General features: G+C 69.1%; 16 protein-coding genes. 6 read left to right on the forward strand and 10 right to left on the reverse strand.

Annotated features, from left to right (window positions below; all coding sequences use genetic code 11):
- Positions 1-87 precede the first annotated feature (87 nt).
- The 4 genes from L0C25_RS03790 to L0C25_RS03805 form a co-directional block, all read right to left on the reverse strand.
- Positions 88-621 (reverse strand): flavin reductase family protein, encoded by a 534-nt coding sequence (locus L0C25_RS03790; protein WP_271635064.1) that lies wholly within the window; start codon positions 619-621, stop codon positions 88-90.
- 2 nt (positions 622-623) lie between these two features.
- The gene (locus tag L0C25_RS03795; protein WP_271635066.1) at positions 624-1,016 is read right to left on the reverse strand and encodes a DUF6113 family protein; all 393 of its coding nucleotides are present in this window, start codon (positions 1,014-1,016) and stop codon (positions 624-626) included.
- 1 nt (position 1,017) lies between these two features.
- Complete coding sequence (gene mshB, locus L0C25_RS03800; RefSeq protein WP_271635068.1) at positions 1,018-1,926, reverse strand: N-acetyl-1-D-myo-inositol-2-amino-2-deoxy-alpha-D-glucopyranoside deacetylase; 909 nt, start codon at positions 1,924-1,926, stop codon at positions 1,018-1,020.
- A gap of 198 nt (positions 1,927-2,124) precedes the next feature.
- Positions 2,125-2,499 (reverse strand): DUF4345 family protein, encoded by a 375-nt coding sequence (locus L0C25_RS03805; RefSeq protein ID WP_271635070.1) that lies wholly within the window; start codon positions 2,497-2,499, stop codon positions 2,125-2,127.
- Between the two features lie 57 nt (positions 2,500-2,556).
- Between L0C25_RS03805 and L0C25_RS03810 the strand changes: the two genes are divergently transcribed.
- The 3 genes from L0C25_RS03810 (at position 2,557) to L0C25_RS03820 (ending at position 5,950) form a co-directional block, all read left to right on the forward strand.
- A complete protein-coding gene (locus L0C25_RS03810) occupies positions 2,557-4,647 on the forward strand; it encodes a S9 family peptidase (RefSeq protein WP_271635072.1) in 2,091 nt (696 codons plus the stop codon).
- Positions 4,648-5,447: 800 nt separating this feature from the next.
- Positions 5,448-5,567, forward strand: a complete 120-nt coding sequence (locus L0C25_RS03815; RefSeq protein WP_271635074.1) for a helix-turn-helix transcriptional regulator — start codon at positions 5,448-5,450, stop codon at positions 5,565-5,567.
- A 98-nt stretch (positions 5,568-5,665) separates the two neighbouring features.
- Positions 5,666-5,950, forward strand: a complete 285-nt coding sequence (locus L0C25_RS03820) for a 4a-hydroxytetrahydrobiopterin dehydratase (protein WP_271635075.1) — start codon at positions 5,666-5,668, stop codon at positions 5,948-5,950.
- A 25-nt stretch (positions 5,951-5,975) separates the two neighbouring features.
- Here the strand turns inward: L0C25_RS03820 and L0C25_RS03825 are convergent, their stop codons facing one another.
- Positions 5,976-7,841 carry a Na+/H+ antiporter gene (locus L0C25_RS03825; protein ID WP_271635076.1) on the reverse strand — a complete coding sequence of 622 codons (1,866 nt, stop codon included), beginning with the start codon at positions 7,839-7,841 and terminating at the stop codon, positions 5,976-5,978.
- Positions 7,842-7,949: 108 nt separating this feature from the next.
- Between L0C25_RS03825 and L0C25_RS03830 the strand changes: the two genes are divergently transcribed.
- Entirely contained in the window at positions 7,950-9,011 is a 1,062-nt protein-coding gene (locus L0C25_RS03830; RefSeq protein WP_271635077.1) for a hypothetical protein, read from the forward strand.
- A 3-nt stretch (positions 9,012-9,014) separates the two neighbouring features.
- Here the strand turns inward: L0C25_RS03830 and L0C25_RS03835 are convergent, their stop codons facing one another.
- The 4 genes from L0C25_RS03835 to L0C25_RS03850 all read right to left on the reverse strand — a co-directional run bounded on the left by L0C25_RS03835 (position 9,015) and on the right by L0C25_RS03850 (position 12,654).
- Entirely contained in the window at positions 9,015-9,491 is a 477-nt protein-coding gene (locus L0C25_RS03835) for a VOC family protein (protein WP_271635078.1), read from the reverse strand.
- Positions 9,492-9,574: 83 nt separating this feature from the next.
- The gene (locus L0C25_RS03840) at positions 9,575-10,363 is read right to left on the reverse strand and encodes a sulfite exporter TauE/SafE family protein (protein WP_271635080.1); all 789 of its coding nucleotides are present in this window, start codon (positions 10,361-10,363) and stop codon (positions 9,575-9,577) included.
- A gap of 18 nt (positions 10,364-10,381) precedes the next feature.
- Positions 10,382-12,154, reverse strand: a complete 1,773-nt coding sequence (locus L0C25_RS03845; protein WP_271635082.1) for a gamma-glutamyltransferase family protein — start codon at positions 12,152-12,154, stop codon at positions 10,382-10,384.
- 11 nt (positions 12,155-12,165) lie between these two features.
- Positions 12,166-12,654, reverse strand: coding sequence for a GNAT family N-acetyltransferase (locus L0C25_RS03850; protein WP_271635083.1), 489 nt, complete (start codon positions 12,652-12,654; stop codon positions 12,166-12,168).
- Positions 12,655-12,787: 133 nt separating this feature from the next.
- Between L0C25_RS03850 and L0C25_RS03855 the strand changes: the two genes are divergently transcribed.
- Both L0C25_RS03855 and L0C25_RS03860 read left to right on the forward strand, forming a co-directional pair.
- Positions 12,788-15,007 carry an NADP-dependent isocitrate dehydrogenase gene (locus tag L0C25_RS03855; protein ID WP_271635084.1) on the forward strand — a complete coding sequence of 740 codons (2,220 nt, stop codon included), beginning with the start codon at positions 12,788-12,790 and terminating at the stop codon, positions 15,005-15,007.
- 61 nt (positions 15,008-15,068) lie between these two features.
- Positions 15,069-15,527 carry a cytidine/deoxycytidylate deaminase family protein gene (locus L0C25_RS03860; protein ID WP_271635085.1) on the forward strand — a complete coding sequence of 153 codons (459 nt, stop codon included), beginning with the start codon at positions 15,069-15,071 and terminating at the stop codon, positions 15,525-15,527.
- Between the two features lie 10 nt (positions 15,528-15,537).
- Here the strand turns inward: L0C25_RS03860 and L0C25_RS03865 are convergent, their stop codons facing one another.
- Positions 15,538-16,362: an SDR family NAD(P)-dependent oxidoreductase gene (locus L0C25_RS03865; RefSeq protein WP_271635086.1), complete on the reverse strand. Its 825-nt coding sequence runs from the start codon at positions 16,360-16,362 to the stop codon at positions 15,538-15,540.
- Between the last annotated feature and the right edge of the window lie 106 nt (positions 16,363-16,468).

Below are 16,468 nucleotides of genomic sequence, written 5' to 3' on the forward strand. Positions count from 1 at the left end.
TCAAACGCAGGGCACTAGCCTGACACGAGCCGGCGGGTGGGCGCGGGCCAGCGCGGATTCTACCGAACCAGCGGTGCCGCGGCGGCGCTAGTCGGCGATGCCGCCGCCGGCCTTCTCGCTCTCGTCGGAGCGTACGAGGCTCGCATAGTGGGAGCGGTAGTACAGCAACGGATCGTCGCCGTCACCGACCTCGGCGTGTACGACCCTGCCGACGACGATCGTGTGGTCGACACCGTCGTAGGTCTGCCAGGTCTCGCACTCCAGCCACGCGAGCGCGCCGTCGATGAGCACCGCATCGACCACCTTCGCGGGGCGATGCTCCACCCGGTGGAGCTGGCCCTCGAGGGGCCGGCCACGCGTGGCGAACCACGTCGCGGCCGCCTGGTTCTCCTCCGAGAGGATCGACACCGCCCACGTACGCGACGCCGAGACGGCCGCATGAAAGCGGTTCTTGTGGTCGATGCACACGAGCACGAGCGGTGGGTCGAGTGCGACGGACGTGAACGCGCTCGCGGTCAACGCGTGGTCTTCGCCGTCGACGCGGGTCGTGACCACCGTCACGCCGCTTGCGAACCGCCCGAGTGCGCCCCGGAACGCGGACTGGTCGACGGGTTGAGACACATCTAAATGGTATGCCGTGGGTCGCGTACCGCCGGTGGTGGACCGGACATCGACACGACCACTGCCGCCCCGACCACGACGAGGCCACCGATGAGCATGCTGTAGCCCAGCCAGTCGGAGGCGAACAGGTAGTCGCCCTCGGGACGGCCGCTGAACAGGTAGAAGAACGCCACGACCCACCCGGCCGCGACGCAGACCGCACCCGCACGCCCGGCGTCGAGCAGCGCGCCCGCACGGACGACGAGATACGTCGTGCCGAGGGCCAGCACGAGACCCCACGGCAGGTCGATGCCCGCCAGCGACCACTGGTGCCGGTGCGCGACGAGTGCGGCCAGGCACACGACCGCGCCGGCCAGGACCAAAGCCACGCGGATGACGAGTCGGCGAACCGGCACGCTAGTGCCCTGCCACGCCGCCGAACAGGTCGGACTCCAGCTCGCCGTCCGCGGCGGAGCTGACACCCCTCGCCAGGCGATAGTGCTCGGTCGCCCAGATCTGGTTGCCGAAGCTGCCGGACAACGCGAAGAACGGGCTGTCGGCGGCGATCTGCGTGGCGTGGGCACGCATGGCGTCCAGCTTCTTGTCGACGTACGCCGCGCCGTCGATCTCGGCGGAGAGGTCGGCGTCTTCCACGGCCATCGGCGGCAGCGCGTCGGGATCCATGCCTTCGAACGTCGTCGTGTCGCCGGCGTCACGGAGTGCGCGCAGGCCCGCACGCATGCGCGACGCGGACATCGCCGACCAGTAGATCTTCGGGATGTCCCACGCCTCGCCGAGCTCGCTGCGGAACGACGACACCGCCGCGAGGCTCGAGGCGTAGTGCGCCACCCGATGCGCCTGCACGTGATCGGGGTGGCCGTAGCCGCCGAAGTCGTCGTACGTGACGAGGACCTGCGGGCGTACCTCGCGGATCACCTCGACCAGGTGCGTCGACGCTTCGAGCAGATCCGCGCGCCAGAACGAGTCGTCGCTGACGTCGGGCGGAACGGTCGCCGAGCCGTCATCGGCGTAGATCATGCCGGAGTCGCGGTAACGGCCCGCACCACCGAGGAAACGGTGATCGGTGACGCCGAGGATCTCCATCGCCTTGTCGAGCTCGCCGATGCGGTGCTGGCCGAGCCCGTCGTCGCGATGCGCCGCGAGATGCTCGAGGTCGGGCACGAGCACCTCACCCAGCTCGCCGAGTGTGCAGGTCACCAGCGTGACCGCGGCCCCCTCGGCGACGTACTTCGCCATCGTGGCGCCGTTGCCGATGGTTTCGTCGTCGGGGTGTGCGTGTACGAGCAGGAGGCGGCGATCTGTCATGGGACAAAGCCTAGTGTCCTGCGTTTGAAATGGCTTCACGGCAGGCGTCGTTCAGGTGGATGCATCCGCAAGGACGAGGAGGACAGGCATAGTCGGCCCTATTTCCGACGACGAGGACGCGGCGGGGCGCCGCCTGGGCGGCGAAGGACGTCAAGGTATTTCGAACGCAGGGCACTAGGTCGTGCCGCAGACAGCACGTCACCGGTCGGGCCACAACAGGGCCGCGGCCGCCGCGGCCTCGATGGCGATGAAGACTCCGGTCGGCCACGGATCGAGCCGCCGCTCCAGGGCCGCACCGCCCACCCGGGCTGCCGCCATGCCCGCAGTCGCCGCCGCGACGGCGTCGACCGCCCCGCGTCCGCGCGAGCCACGGCCGGCCGCGAGTAGGGCACCCGCGAATGCGAACGAGATCCCCGAATACACCGCCCTGATCTCCGTACGTGACGCCGCCGTCGGCGCGGACCCACGAAACACCTCAGGGACCCGACCAGGAACCGCGGCTCCGACCGCGCCGAGCGCTGCGTACCCCCCTGCGACGACGCGGATCCTTTGCTGGCGGGTGATACGGCGCATAGCTCCTCCGTCGGTCCGGCGGTGTCGGTCTCGGGCTCGACACCCTATGGTGCCAGCATGACTGACGCTCCGTCCTTTCCGCGCATGTACGCCCGCACGCTGCGCTTCACGCTCGGCACGCCCCGCAACCTCCAGGTCACGCCCGACGGGTCGCGGGTGCTGTTCGTACGCACACCATCGGGCACGTCACGTACCGGTGCCCTCTGGTCGTACGACGTCGCCGACGGGCAGGAGCGGCTGATCGCGGATCCCGCGCAGCTGCTCGGCGACTCCGGTGAGGAACTGTCGGCAGAGGAGCGGGCTCGGCGCGAGCGCAGTCGAGAGACCGCGGGTGGCATCGTCGGCTACACGACCGACGCAACCGCGAGTGTCGCCGCGTTCGCGCTGTCCGGCGCGATCTGGGTGGCCGAGGTAGCGGGTGAAGGAGCCCGCCGGCTGCCGTCGAACGGCCCGGTCATCGACCCGCACATCGACCCGACGGGGCGCACCGTCGCGTACGCGAACGACGGCGCGCTGCGGGTGATCGACGTCGACGGCGCATCGGACCGCGCACTCGTCGAGCCGGACGGCGACGAGGTCGTGTGGGGGCAGGCGGAGTTCGTCGCCGCCGAGGAGATGGAGCGCTACCGCGGGTTCTGGTGGGCGCCGGACGGCGAGTCGCTGCTCGTCGAGCGGTACGACAACACGCCGGTACCGGTCTGGTACGTCGCCGACCCCGCCAACCCGGAGTCGGAGCCCGTTCGCCACCGCTACCCTGCCGCGGGCTCCACGAACGCCGACGTCAGCCTGTGGCACATCACCCTCGACGGCACCCGCCGTCGCCTCGACTGGGACGACGACGCGTACCCGTATCTCACCCGGGTCGGCTGGTCGGCGTTCGGCGGACCCCTGCTCCAGGTGATGTCACGCGATCAGCGCGCCGTACAGATCCGACGTTTCGACGTCGAGTCCGGATCCACCTCCCTCGTACGCGAGCTGCACGACGACACCTGGCTCGACCTGTTCGTCGGCGTGCCGGCGTACGCGCCGGACGGCCGACTCGTCACGGTCGAGCCGAGCGAGGACACCAACCGCGTAGCGCTCGACGGCGAGCCGATCAGCCCCGTCGGCCTGCAGGTACGCCGTGTGCTCGCGATCGACGACCGCGGCGTGCTCGTGACGGCCAACGACGACCCCACCGAGCTCCACCTCGTCCGCATCGGGCTCGACGGCTCGGTCAACCGCCTCACCGCCGGCGGCGGCGTGCACAACGGATCGGCGGCCGGCGCGACGATGGTCGTCGTACGCTCGGCGCTTGACGTCGGTGCGAGCTCGATCACCGTGTACCGCGAAGGTGCCGAGATCGGTCAGATCTCAAACCTGGCTGAAGATCCCGGCTTCCGACCCAACGTGTCGTCGGTGACCGTCGGCGACCGCGATCTGCACGCCGCAGTGCTCTTCCCGCGCGACCACGTACGCGGAGCGAGGCGACTACCCGTGCTGATGGATCCGTACGGTGGACCACACGCACTCCGCAACGTGAAGTCGTCGCGCGGGTTCCTGCTGCCGCAGTGGCTCGCCGACCAAGGCTTCTGTGTGATCGTGTCGGACGGTCGCGGTACGCCGGGGCGCGGGCCGGCGTGGGACCGCAGCGTCCGCGACAACTTCGTGGCCACCCTCGACGACCAGGTCGACGCCCTCCAGGGGGTCGCACACGCGTACCCCGACGACGTCGACACCGGACACGTCGCGATCACGGGCTGGTCGTTCGGCGGATACCTCGCAGGGATGGCAGTGCTGCGGCGCCCAGACATCTTCCACACCGCAGTCGCCGGAGCGCCCGTCACCGACCAGCGCCTGTACGACACGTTCTACACCGAACGGTATCTCGGACACCCCGATGAACAGCCCGAGGTGTACGACCGCAACTCCCTGGGCGAGCTCGCGGGCGCCCTCGAACGACCCCTGATGATCATCCACGGCATGGTCGACGACAACGTCGTCGTCGCACACTCGCTGCGGCTGTCCTCCGCGCTGCTCGCCGCAGGACGTCCGCACGAGGTGCTGCCGCTGACGGGAGTCACGCACATGACCCCGCAGGAGACGGTCGCCGAGAACCTGCAGCTGCTGCAGGTCGAGTTCATCAAGCGTGGCTTGGGGATCGGGTAGGACTACTCCGATCTTTCGGTTAGGGCATACCGGCTTTGCCGCTACTCCGGCTGGCGCCTATCGGCTCTGCGTTTCCTTGGGTTACTACTTATCGGCTTCGCCGACCCGTCGGTTGGCGCCTATCGGGTTTCCCGCTACTCCGGTTGCTGTACAGACGGCGACGACGCAGGTACGCAGCGGGCTCGGGTTCACCGTCGACGCACCCGCCCTACCGGTTGGCGCCTATCGGCTTTCCCGCTACTCCCGTTGGTGTTCAAACGGCGGCGACGGCGGACGTACGCGGCGGCGGGCGTCACCTGTCGGCGATCCCGCACCTTCGGTTCCACCTATCGGGTTTCCCGTGCGCCGGGTGCCGGCCCCGTCGCACGCCGTGGAAGGAATCTACCTTTGGCCGGCCAGAGCCGGTCAAAGGTAGATTCTCTCCACGCGCACGCGGATTCTGGTCGGAATCTGCGGACGCTGCCACCACCTCGTGCACCAGCGCAAGCTGACGATCAAACCCGACGGACACGGCGGGCACACCTTCCACCGACAGACCGGCACACGCATCGACGACCACACCCGAGTCACGAAGCAGCGAGACCGCCAGGTCATCGCGAAGCTCGGCCACACCGAATCCCCGCCATCACTGCGCACCTGGACGACGGCATCACCGGCCAGCCCACCCGAAACGGCGGGCTGGCCGGCACGCCCGCGTACCCTTCCCTCATGGCTGTTCCTTCAACCCGGCTTATGGTTCTCGCGCTCGTCCGCACGATGCAGCCCATCCACGGCTACCACGTTCGCCGCGAACTGCTGTCGTGGCGAGCCGAGACTGGCTGAACATCCGGCAGGGCTCCATCTACGGCGCGCTCAAGACCCTCGCCCGTGACGGCTGGATCGAACCGACCGAGACGGACCAAGAATCGGATCCGCGGTGACACTGGCCCTCGCCGGCGTACTCGCCGTCGTTGGCGCGCGTACGTTCGCGCGCGAGAACGCGTAGCCGACGACGGGTGGGAGCCGGTACGGTCGAGACATGAGCGACATCCTGAGCAGCGAGCAGCTCCACAACGCGATGGCCGAGCACCCGCACTGGGAGGTACGCGAGGGCAAGCTGGTGCGCTCGGTACAGGCGTCCTCGTTCCCGAAGGCGATCCAGCTGGTCGACGCGGTCGCCGAACGCGCCGAAGCGGTTCAGCACCACCCCGATATCGACATCCGGTGGACGACCGTGACGTTCGCGCTCACTACCCACTCCGAGGGCGGCATCACCGCCAAGGACGTCGAGATGGCCGCTCAGATCGACGAGCTCATCGGCTGATCGAGATCGGCGCCTCGCCTGAGGTTCACCCGGTGACGTGGTGAGGGAAGCACCAGCGCCACGCCTCGCCCGGCTCGAAGCTGCGCATCACCGGGTGCTCGGACTCCTCCCAGTGCTTCGTCGCGTGCGTGCCCGGCGAGGAGTCGCAGCAGCCGATGTAGCCACACACCATGCACTCGCGCAGATGCACCCAGCTCATGCCTTCCTTGAGGCACTGCTCGCAACCCTCCGGCGTGCGCGGGCGCGGAGCGTCGACGTACGTACGCAGGTCCTCGCATTTTCCTCGGTTGCCTGATGGCACCAGTTCCACCTCGCGTTCGGCCGTCGTGTCTTCCGCGGAGCGGTCGAGGATCGTCTCCTCGACATCGAGCGCATCGAGTACGTGGCGCAACACCGTCTGGTCCATGTGACCGTTGCGCCGGATGCGCAGGACCTCCCCTCGCTCCGACTCGAGCATTATCTCTCGCAACTTCGCGTACTGCACGGACGGCGGATCGCTCGATCCCCCGAGACGCTCCCACACCGCGTTGGCGCGATCGAGAGACCGCTGACGAAGCCGGTCGACGACCTCCTGCGGCTCGTCGCCGGTGAGCTCTTCGTCGAGCCGCTGCAGACCCGCCCGGGCTGCGCGCTGGTAGACGGTCGCCTCCTGCAGGTGGTCCTCCTGCGGATCCGGCGCGGGGAGGTCGAGGCGCCGCACCAACGACGGCAGCGTCAGCCCCTGGATCAACAACGTACCGGCGGTGACGAAGAACGCGATCGCGACGAACACCTCCCGATGCGGGGTGTCCTCGGGTAGCAGGAAGACCGCCGCGAGCGTCACGACGCCGCGCATGCCGGCCCACGCGACGATCGTCGTGAACTGCCACGGCGGGCTCGGGTCCGTGCGACGCACAGCCGGAATCAGCCGGGGAAGGTACGTCGCGGGGAACACCCAGCAGAAGCGCAGCACGATCGCGGCCACGAGGGCGGCGACACAGCTCCAGACGATCGTCGACATCGCGAGATCGCTGTCGCCCAGGTCGGCGATGACCGTACGCACCTGGAGGCCGATCAACAAGAAGACGGTGTTCTCCAGCAGGAACCCGATCGTCGCCCAGATGGTGCGCTCGAACACCCTCGACGACGCGGACTGGATCACCGGCGACCGGTGGCCGAGCAGCAGGCCCGCGACCACGACCGCGAGCACACCCGAGGAGTGGATCTCCTCCGCCGGGATGTACGCGATCCATGGCGTGAGGATCGAGATCGAGACATCCGTGAGCGTGTCGGTGACCCGCTTGCGTACCCAGCCGATGACGACCGCGACGACCACACCGATCGCGGCCGCGCCAACGGCGGACACCAGGAAGTCCAGGCCGACCGACCAGACCGTCACGCCCCCTGCCCCCATCGCCGCGACCGCCGTACGCAGGGTGACGAGTGCGGTCGCGTCGTTGACCAGGCTCTCGCCCTCGAGAATGGTGACGATGCGACGCGGCATGCCGGCCTTGCGGGCGATCGAGGTCGCGGCGACCGCATCCGGCGGCGCGACCACCGCGCCGAGCGCCAGCGCCGCGGCGAGCGGAACCGGCAGCAGCCACCAGACGGTCAACCCGACGCCGAGCGTCGTGAACACGACCAGCCCGACCGACAGCAGACCGATCGGTCGCTTGTTGCGTCGGAAGTCGATCAGCGACGTACGGATCGCCGCCGCGTACAGCAGCGGGGGCAGCAACCCGATCAGGACGAGGTCGGGCGTGAGCGCGACGTCGGGGATGAACGGCAGGTACGAACCCACGAACCCCGCGACGACGAGCACGAGTGGGGCCGAGAAGCCGACACGCCGCGCCAACGCGCTGACCGCGACGACGCAGGTGACCAGCACGACCATGGTGACGGCGATATGCACGCAGCCATTCTCACAGCAGGGTGGGCATCCCTCGTCGGTCGTCGCCAGTTAGGGTCGTCGCGATGACCCCCCTTCCCCCGGCGGTTCGCCGTACTTCCCTGCGCCCTGTTGGCCACCGCACTGCTTGCCTCGTGCTCATCCGACGACGACACCGGCGCCGAGCACACTCCTGCGCCGTCCGCTTCTCGGACGCTCACACCGGAGACCGAGCGCTCGCCGCAGAAGGCGGCTCCACAGGCCGAAGCGGGCGGCGAGACGGACCATGGAAACGGGACGGCGGAGCCGCAACCCGACGAGCAAACCACCGAGCCCGAGGAGTCGAGCGAGGCACCGACCGAGCGCTCGACGACCGACCCGTCGCGTACGCGTACCGCGCCGAACCTCCCCGAAGACGGCGAGGGCGTACTCGACGGACGCCGGATGGTCGCACTGTACGGAGTACCCGGTACGTCGTCGCTCGGCGCGCTCGGCGAGCAGCCACTCGGCCAGGCGATCGAGCGGGTCAAAGGGCTGGCGAAACGGTACGAGCCGCTGACCGACGACGACGTCGTACCGACGTTCGAGCTGATCGCGTCGGTCGCGTCGACGAGCGCCGGCGCCGATGGCGACTTCTCCTCCGAGATCTCGCCGTCGACCCTCCGGCCGTGGATCGAGCGGGCGGCGAAGGAAGGGGTGTACGTCGTGCTCGACCTGCAGCCGGGGCGTACCGACTTCCTGACCCAGGCCAAGCGCTTCGAGGCGTTGCTGCGGTACCCCAACGTCGGTCTCGCACTCGACCCCGAATGGCGCCTCGGCCCGCGCGAGCGCCATCTCGAGCAGATCGGCTCCGTCCACGGCAAGGAGGTCGACGCGACGATCGGCTGGCTGGCGGAGCTCACCCGCCGCGAGGAGCTGCCGGAGAAGCTGGTCGTACTGCACCAGTTCCGTACCTCCATGATCGCCGACCGCCGGTCCGTACGTACCGACCGCGACGCGGTCACGGTGCTGATCCACGCCGACGGGCAGGGGACGCAGCCGGCCAAGCGGGGTACCTGGAAGGCGCTCCACGAGGGCGCGCCGAAGGGTGTCCGATGGGGCTGGAAGAACTTCATCGACGAGGACCACCCGATGCTGACCCCGCAGCAGACGTACCGGATCACGCCGAGACCGGACTTCGTCAGCTACCAGTAGCGGTCAGCCCGCGTCGGCCGCGCGCTCCAGCTCGGCGATGTCGATCTTGCCCATCGTGAGCATCGCGGCCATCGCCCGCTGGCCCCGCTCGGGGTCGGGGTCGCCGACCAGCTCGTCGAGGCGCGTCGGGACGATCTGCCACGAAACGCCGTACCTGTCCTTGACCCAACCGCACGGGCCGGGCTGACCGTCCGCGCCGAGCGCGTCCCAGTAGTGGTCGACCTCGTCCTGGTCGGCGCAGTCGACCACGAACGAGATCGACTCGTCGAACCTGAAGCCCGCCTCGCCGCCGTTGAGCACCATGAAGGGTGTGCCGTCGAGCTCGAACAAGACGGTCATCACCGAGCCCGCAGGCATCGGTCCGGCCGACCCGTAGTGGGTGATCTCGGTGATCGTGGAGTTCGGGAAGACATCGGTGTAGAAGCGTGCCGCCGCTTCGCCGTTGTCGTCGAACCACAGACAGTTTCTGATCCTCGGCATGGTCGCCTCCGGTGAGCTCGCGACGACGGCCGGCCCGCCGCCTACGGGTACGACGACGGCCGGGTGCCGAACTCATCGGCCCGTCAGGTCACGGCCATCCGCCAGATCGCGATCACGCCGAGGGCGACGATGCAGGCCCGCAACGCGACGGGATGCAGCCGTCGACCGATGCGCGCGCCGACGTACCCGCCGGTCATCGATCCCACGGCGATGAGCGCGACGGCGTCCCAGTGGATGCTGGACCATCCGACGATCAGGTACGTCGTCGCCGCAACCGAGTTCACCGTGAGGACCAGGACGTTCTTGAACCCGTTCAGGCGCTGCATCGGATCGGAGACCAGTAGCCCGAGGAGACCCATCAGCAGGATGCCCTGCGCGGCGGCGAAGTAGCCGCCGTATACCGCACACCCGAAGACCACCGCCGAGATGGCGATGCGGCGCCCGATGCCTGGTGCCGCACCGTCGTCGGCCGGTGGTGCATCGCCGCGGCGGCGACGCAGGCTGCGCTGCACGAGCGGCTGGATGAGGACGAGCACGAGCGCAACGACGATCAGCGTCGGCACGATCGCCTCGAACGCCTCCTCCGGCAGGTGCAGCAGCAGGAACGCGCCGACGAGCGCACCGGCCATGGACATCGGTACGAGCCGCGCCAGCCGACGACCCTGCCCGACCAGCTCGCGCCGGTAGCCGAGCGAGCCGGAGACGCCTCCGGGGATCAGCCCGAGAGCGTTGCTCATCGTCGCCGAGACCGGGGGCACGCCGACCGCGACGAGGGTGGGGAAGGTGATCAGTGTGCCCGACCCGACGACCGTGTTGATCGTCCCCGCGCCGACACCGGCGACGAGCACGAGGAGCATCTCGATCGGGCTCATGACCCAGCTACCTGCGGCTCATCTGCCGACGGCATAGCCCTGCATCCCCCGTGGGTTCGCCGCCGCGCGTACCTGCCCGGTGCGCGGATCGCGTGCGACGGCCGACAGTCGGCCGAGCTCCCAGGCGCCGGCAACGCTCATCCGGTGACCGCGCGACTCGAGCTCCGCAACGACCTCGGCGCCCAACCGCTCCTCCGCGACGACCTGCCCCGGGTATGCGTCGCGCGGGTAGAACGACCCCGGGAAATGCGTCGTGTGGAACATCGGGGCGTCGATCGCCTCCTGCAGGTTCATGCCGCCGAGCAGGTGGTTGAGCAGGAACACGAGCTGCCACTGGTCCTGCTGGTCGCCTCCGGGAGAGCCGTACGCGAGCACGGCCTCGCAGTCGCGCGAGACCATCGTCGGCGAGAGGGTCGTACGCGGCCGCTTGCCCGGGGCAAGGGAGTTGGGCAGCCCTTCCTCGAGCCACGCCATCTGCAACCGGGTGCCGAGCCCGAAGCCGAGGTCGGGGATCACCGGGCTCGCATGCAACCAGCCGCCACTCGGCGTCGCCGAGATCATCGTTCCCCAGCGGTCGACGACGTCGAGGTGCACCGTGTCGCCCCGGCCCGAACCGCCGTCGGCGGCGATCGGCTCGCCCGTCGTCGCATCGACCGGTGGGCGTACGGAGGTGTCGCGATCGATGATCTCGGGAAGCACCGGAATCCGACCGCCCGGAGCTCCGGGACGCAGGTCGAGGGACGCTTCGTCACCGATGAGGCCCCTGCGGCCGTCGTTGTACGCCGGCGACAACAGCGCGTCGAGCGGCACGTCGGCCACGTCGCCGTACCACGCCTCACGATCGGCGAAGGCGAGCTTGGCCGCCTCGACGACCGCGTGGACGAAGTCCGGAGTGCCGGGGCGGATGTCGAGACCGTCGAGCAGAGCGAGCTGCTGGAGCAGCACCGGACCCTGGCCCCACGGGCCGGTCTTGTAGACGGTGTGAGAGCCGAACTCGATACCGACCGGCGCCTCGTACGCCGGCCGCCATCGTGCGAGGTCGGCACCGGTGATGAGTCCCGAGTGCTTCGTACCCGTCGAGTCGAGCCAGGCCGTCCGCGCCCACGCATCGACCGCCTCGGCGACGAAGCCGTCCGACCACGCGGTCAGCGCGCTGGCGATCCGGCTCTCGCGAGTGGAGCCGACCGCCGCGCGTACGAGCCGCTCATAGGTGCCGGCGAGCGCGGGGTTGGTGAACAACGCGCCCGCATGCGGAGCCCTGCCACCCCGGAGATACACCGTGGCCGACGTCGTCCACTCGTCGGCGAAGAGCTGCTCGACCCGGGCGATTCCCGCGGCGACCTTGGCGGTGAGCGGGTAGCCGTTGCTCGCGTATCCGATCGCGTAGGCGAGCACATCGGACAGCTCCCAGGTGCCGTGATCACGGAGCAACGTCAGCCAGCCCGGAGTCGCGCCGGGCACGACCGCGGCAAGCTGGCCCGACCCGGGCACGAGGTCGAGACCGAGGTCGCGGTACGCCTGCGGCGTAGCGGCCTCGGGCGCCGGGCCCTGAGCGCAGAGCACGGTCGGCCGCTCGTCGCCCACGCGACTGAACAGCAGCGGGAGATCGCCGCCGGGGCCGTTCTGGTGCGGCTCGACGACCTGCAGCACGAACCCGCCGGCGACGACCGCGTCGAAGGCATTGCCACCGCGCTCGAGCACGGACATGGCGGTCTGGCTGGAGAGCCAGTGGGTCGACGCGGCCATCCCGAACGTACCCGCGAGCTCGGGCCGGGTGGTGAAGTCGGTCATCTGCTGCCTTCCTATGTCGGCGATCGAGCCTCCAACGTGAACTCCATCCGTGGCAGCACCCGGCCCGGAATGGATCCGCTCGGCGACTCACCCACCCGCCTCGCACCGAACCGTGCGTAGAACGGCTCAGCGCCCGGGTCGGAGTCGAGTCGTACGCGCCGGAACCCGAGTCGCCGCGCCGCCGCCAGCGCGTCCTCGAGCAGTCTCCGGCCGACACCCTCTCCGATGTACGGCGGGTCGACGAACAGGGCCGCGAGCTCGCCTTCCGGTGGGCCACCCTTGAGCAGCGAGAACCCCGCAACGGAACCCGCGACCTCGGCAACGGACGCGGTGCCCGAGGCGAGTTGCGGCGGGCTGAAGGTCAGCTCATCCGCGCAGGCGGCCAGGAACTCCGCGGAGTAGCCCCAATGGGCCTTCGAACGGAGGGCGAGGGCCGACAGGATCGCGGCCTCGGCGGAAACTGCGGGCCGCACGCGTACTCGACCCCGGTACTCGCTCACAACGGGTGCATCGTACCCGGACGCGCCCGAAGCGCACCCGAACCCGGCGACTAGGCTGAAGCCTCCGACATAGCCGACGCGGCGCCATCCTGCCGCGTCCGCCTGCTGCGACTTTCTAGGAGAGATCCCGGATATGGCCAAGGTCATCTACACCCACACCGACGAAGCGCCCCTGATGGCAACGTACTCGTTCCTGCCGATCATCGAGGCGTACGCCGCGACGGCCGGTGTCGAGGTGGAGACCCGCGATATCTCGCTCGCCGGGCGCATCATCGCGCAGTTCGGTGACCTGCTCCCCGAGGAGCAGCGGATCGGCGATGCGCTTGCCGAGCTGGGCGACCTCGCGAACCAACCCGAGGCCAACATCATCAAGCTGCCGAACATCAGCGCGTCGGTCCCCCAGCTCAAGGCCGCGATCGCCGAGCTGCAGTCGCAGGGCTACGCGCTGCCCGACTACCCCGACGACCCGTCGACCGACGAGGCGCGCGACGTACGCGCCCGCTACGACAAGGTCAAGGGCAGCGCGGTCAACCCCGTCCTGCGCCAGGGCAACTCCGATCGCAGGGCGCCGGCGCCGGTCAAGAACTTCGCCCGTAAGTACCCGCACTCGATGGGTGCGTGGAGCGCCGACTCGAAGACCAACGTCGCGCACATGCCGGCCGACGACTTCCGCTCCAACGAGAAGTCCGTCGTCCTGGCAGCCGACGACACCCTGTCGATCCGACTGGTCGGCGACGACGGCAGCACCACCGTGCTCAAGGAGTCCGTCCCCGTGCTCGCCGGCGAGATCGTCGACGCGACCGTGCTGCGGGCCGCCGCGCTCGACGAGTTCCTGGCGGCGCAGATCGCCCGCGCGAAGTCCGAGGGCGTGCTCTTCTCGGTGCACCTCAAAGCGACGATGATGAAGGTGTCCGACCCGATCATCTTCGGCCACGTCGTCAGGGCGTTCTTCCCGAAGGTGTTCGAGGCGTACGGCGACCAGCTCGCCGCCGCCGGCCTGAGCGCCAACGACGGGCTCGCCTCCATCCTCGGCGGCATCGACGCGCTGCCCGCCGACGTACGCGAGGGCGTCAAGGCGGCCATCGACCAGGGGTTGCAGGACGGCCCGGCGCTCGCGATGGTCGACTCCGACAACGGCATCACCAACCTGCACGTCCCGAGCGACGTGATCGTCGACGCCTCGATGCCGGCGATGATCCGCACGTCGGGCAAGATGTGGGGCCCCGACGGCGGGCAGGGCGACGCGCTCGCGGTGATCCCCGACGGCAGCTACGCCGACGTCTACCAGACCGTCCTCGACGACTGCCGCGCCAACGGCACGTTCGACCCGACCACGATGGGCTCGGTCCCGAACGTCGGCCTGATGGCGCAGGCCGCCGAGGAGTACGGCAGCCACGACAAGACGTTCGAGATCCAGCAGGCGGGCAAGGCCCAGGTCGTCGACAGTGCCGGCACCGTGCTGATCGAGCACGAGGTCTCCCCCGGCGACATCTGGCGCGCCTGCCAGACCAAGGACGTCCCCGTACGCGACTGGGTCAAGCTCGCGGTCAATCGTGCCCGGGCGTCGAGCACACCGGCGGTGTTCTGGCTCGACTCACAGCGGGCGCACGACGCGAACCTGATCGCGAAGGTCAACGAGTACCTCCCGGAGCACGACACCGACGGCCTGCAGATCGAGATCATGTCCCCGGTCGAGGCCACCGCGTACTCACTCGAGCGCATCCGCAAGGGCGAGGACACCATCTCGGTCACAGGCAACGTACTGCGCGACTACCTGACCGACCTGTTCCCGATCCTCGAGCTCGGTACGAGCGCGAAGATGCTGTCGATCGTTCCGCTGATCAACGGTGGCGGCCTCTTCGAGACCGGCGCCGGCGGCTCCGCGCCCAAGCACGTTCAGCAGCTGCAGAAGGAGAACCATCTGCGCTGGGACAGCCTCGGTGAGTTCCTCGCGCTGGCGGTCAGCTTCGAGCACCTCGCGACGGCGACCGGCAACGACCACGCCCGAGTTCTGGGCGGCGCGCTCGACCGCGCGACCGAGCGGCTGTTGGACGAGAACAAGTCGCCGAGCCGCAAGGTCGGCGAGATCGACAACCGCGGCAGCCACTTCTACGTCGCGCTGTACTGGGCCGACGAGCTCGCCAAGCAGACCGACGACACCGACCTCGCAGCCAAGTTCCAGCCGGTCGCCGAGAGCCTGCTCGTGAACGAGCAGACGATCGCCGCCGAGCTGATCGGCGCGCAGGGCTCGCCCGTCGACGTCGGTGGTTACTACCGGCCGGACGACGTGAAGGCGTCGGCCGTCATGCGGCCGTCGGCGACGTTCAACGAGGTGCTCGCGTCGCTCGCCTGACGCGGCCACGCAGCGACGGGACCTGCGTACGCCCGTGCCGTCGATCTGACAGGGTTGACGAATGCCCGATACCACCACAGACGAACAGCTGTCGAGCCTGCTCGACGCCGCGCGAGACCTGACGCGGCAGCGTTTCGCCGCCGACGAGCCCGACGTCGGCGCGGCCGCAATGCTGCTCGCGGACGGCTCGGTCGTCACCAGCACCACGCCCGACTACTTCAACAAGATGGTCGACGTCTGCCAGGAGACCGGGTCGCTGCTGGAGGCGTTCAAACGCGACCTGAGCGTCGTTGCCAGCGTGTGTGTCGGCCGAGTGGCCCCGGAGACATTCCTGGTGCTCAGCCCGTGCGGGGTCTGTCTCGAGCGCCTGATCTCGCACGGGCCCGACGTCGTCGTCGGAGTGCCCGATGAAGGTGACGCCACGCGGGCCCGATGGGTGTCGGTGCGCGAGGCGCATCCGTACTTCTGGGGCAGGATCTGGACCGAGAAGCTTCCGTACCCCGGTGCCGACCACGACTGACCCGGGCGGCCTAAGACCGGCTGGCCACCGACTCGCTAAGAGCCGCGTGCGCCAGACGACCGAGTGCGGCGCGTACGCCGGCGTCGCGCGCCTGCGGATGTGGTTCGGCGATCTCGAAGCGGTCGAAGTAGCGGCCCGTCGTCGTCGCGAGCGATGAGTCGAGGGCGAGTCGGAGCACCGGAAGCATCCCGTCCTCGACCGTCGTTGCGGGCACGAATCCGCTGTCGCTGACCATCGTCGTCGCCATCAGGTGTGCGGGGTGGACGGCGTTGACGGTGGTTCCGCTGCCCCGGAGCAGGTCCGCCAGGTCGATCGTGTCCATGATCAGTGCCAGTTTGCTACGGCAGTACGCCTCGACGCCGTCGTACTCGCGGGTGAACCCGATGTCGGCGAGGTCGATGGGCGCCTGGCCGATCGACGCGACGTTGATGATCCGCCCTTGTGGCGCGGCACTCAGCAACGGGGCGAGGGCACGGTTCAACTGGTAGGGCCCAAGGTAGTTGCCCACCATGCGCAGCTCGTGATCGCCGGAGTTGACCTCCCGTCGGGTCGGATCCGTGCCGCCTCCGACGGCCGCATTGTTGACCAGCACGTCGAGCGAGTCGAGCGCGTCGAGCACCTGGAACGCCACGCCTGCGACGTCCTCGGGCTCGGTGATATCTGCGCGGACCGTACGTACGTCGGCACCGAGCGCAGTGATCTCTGCGGCGAGTGACTCGAGGCGGGCGTCGTCGCGCCCATGCACCACCAGGTCGAAGCCGGAAACCGCGAACTGGCGGGCGAGTGCGCGACCGAGTCCACCTGTCGCGCCGGTGATGAGAGCAGTTCTATTCATGTCTTGAGCATAATCAATGTCTTTATGGTGATCAAGACATAGCGACTCGCGTAGGATCACGGCATGGGACTACGACCCGAGGATCGGCTCGGACTCGACATCAAAC

The organism is Solicola gregarius (genome assembly GCF_025790165.1).
Taxonomy (GTDB): Bacteria; Actinomycetota; Actinomycetes; order Propionibacteriales; family Nocardioidaceae; genus Solicola; species Solicola gregarius.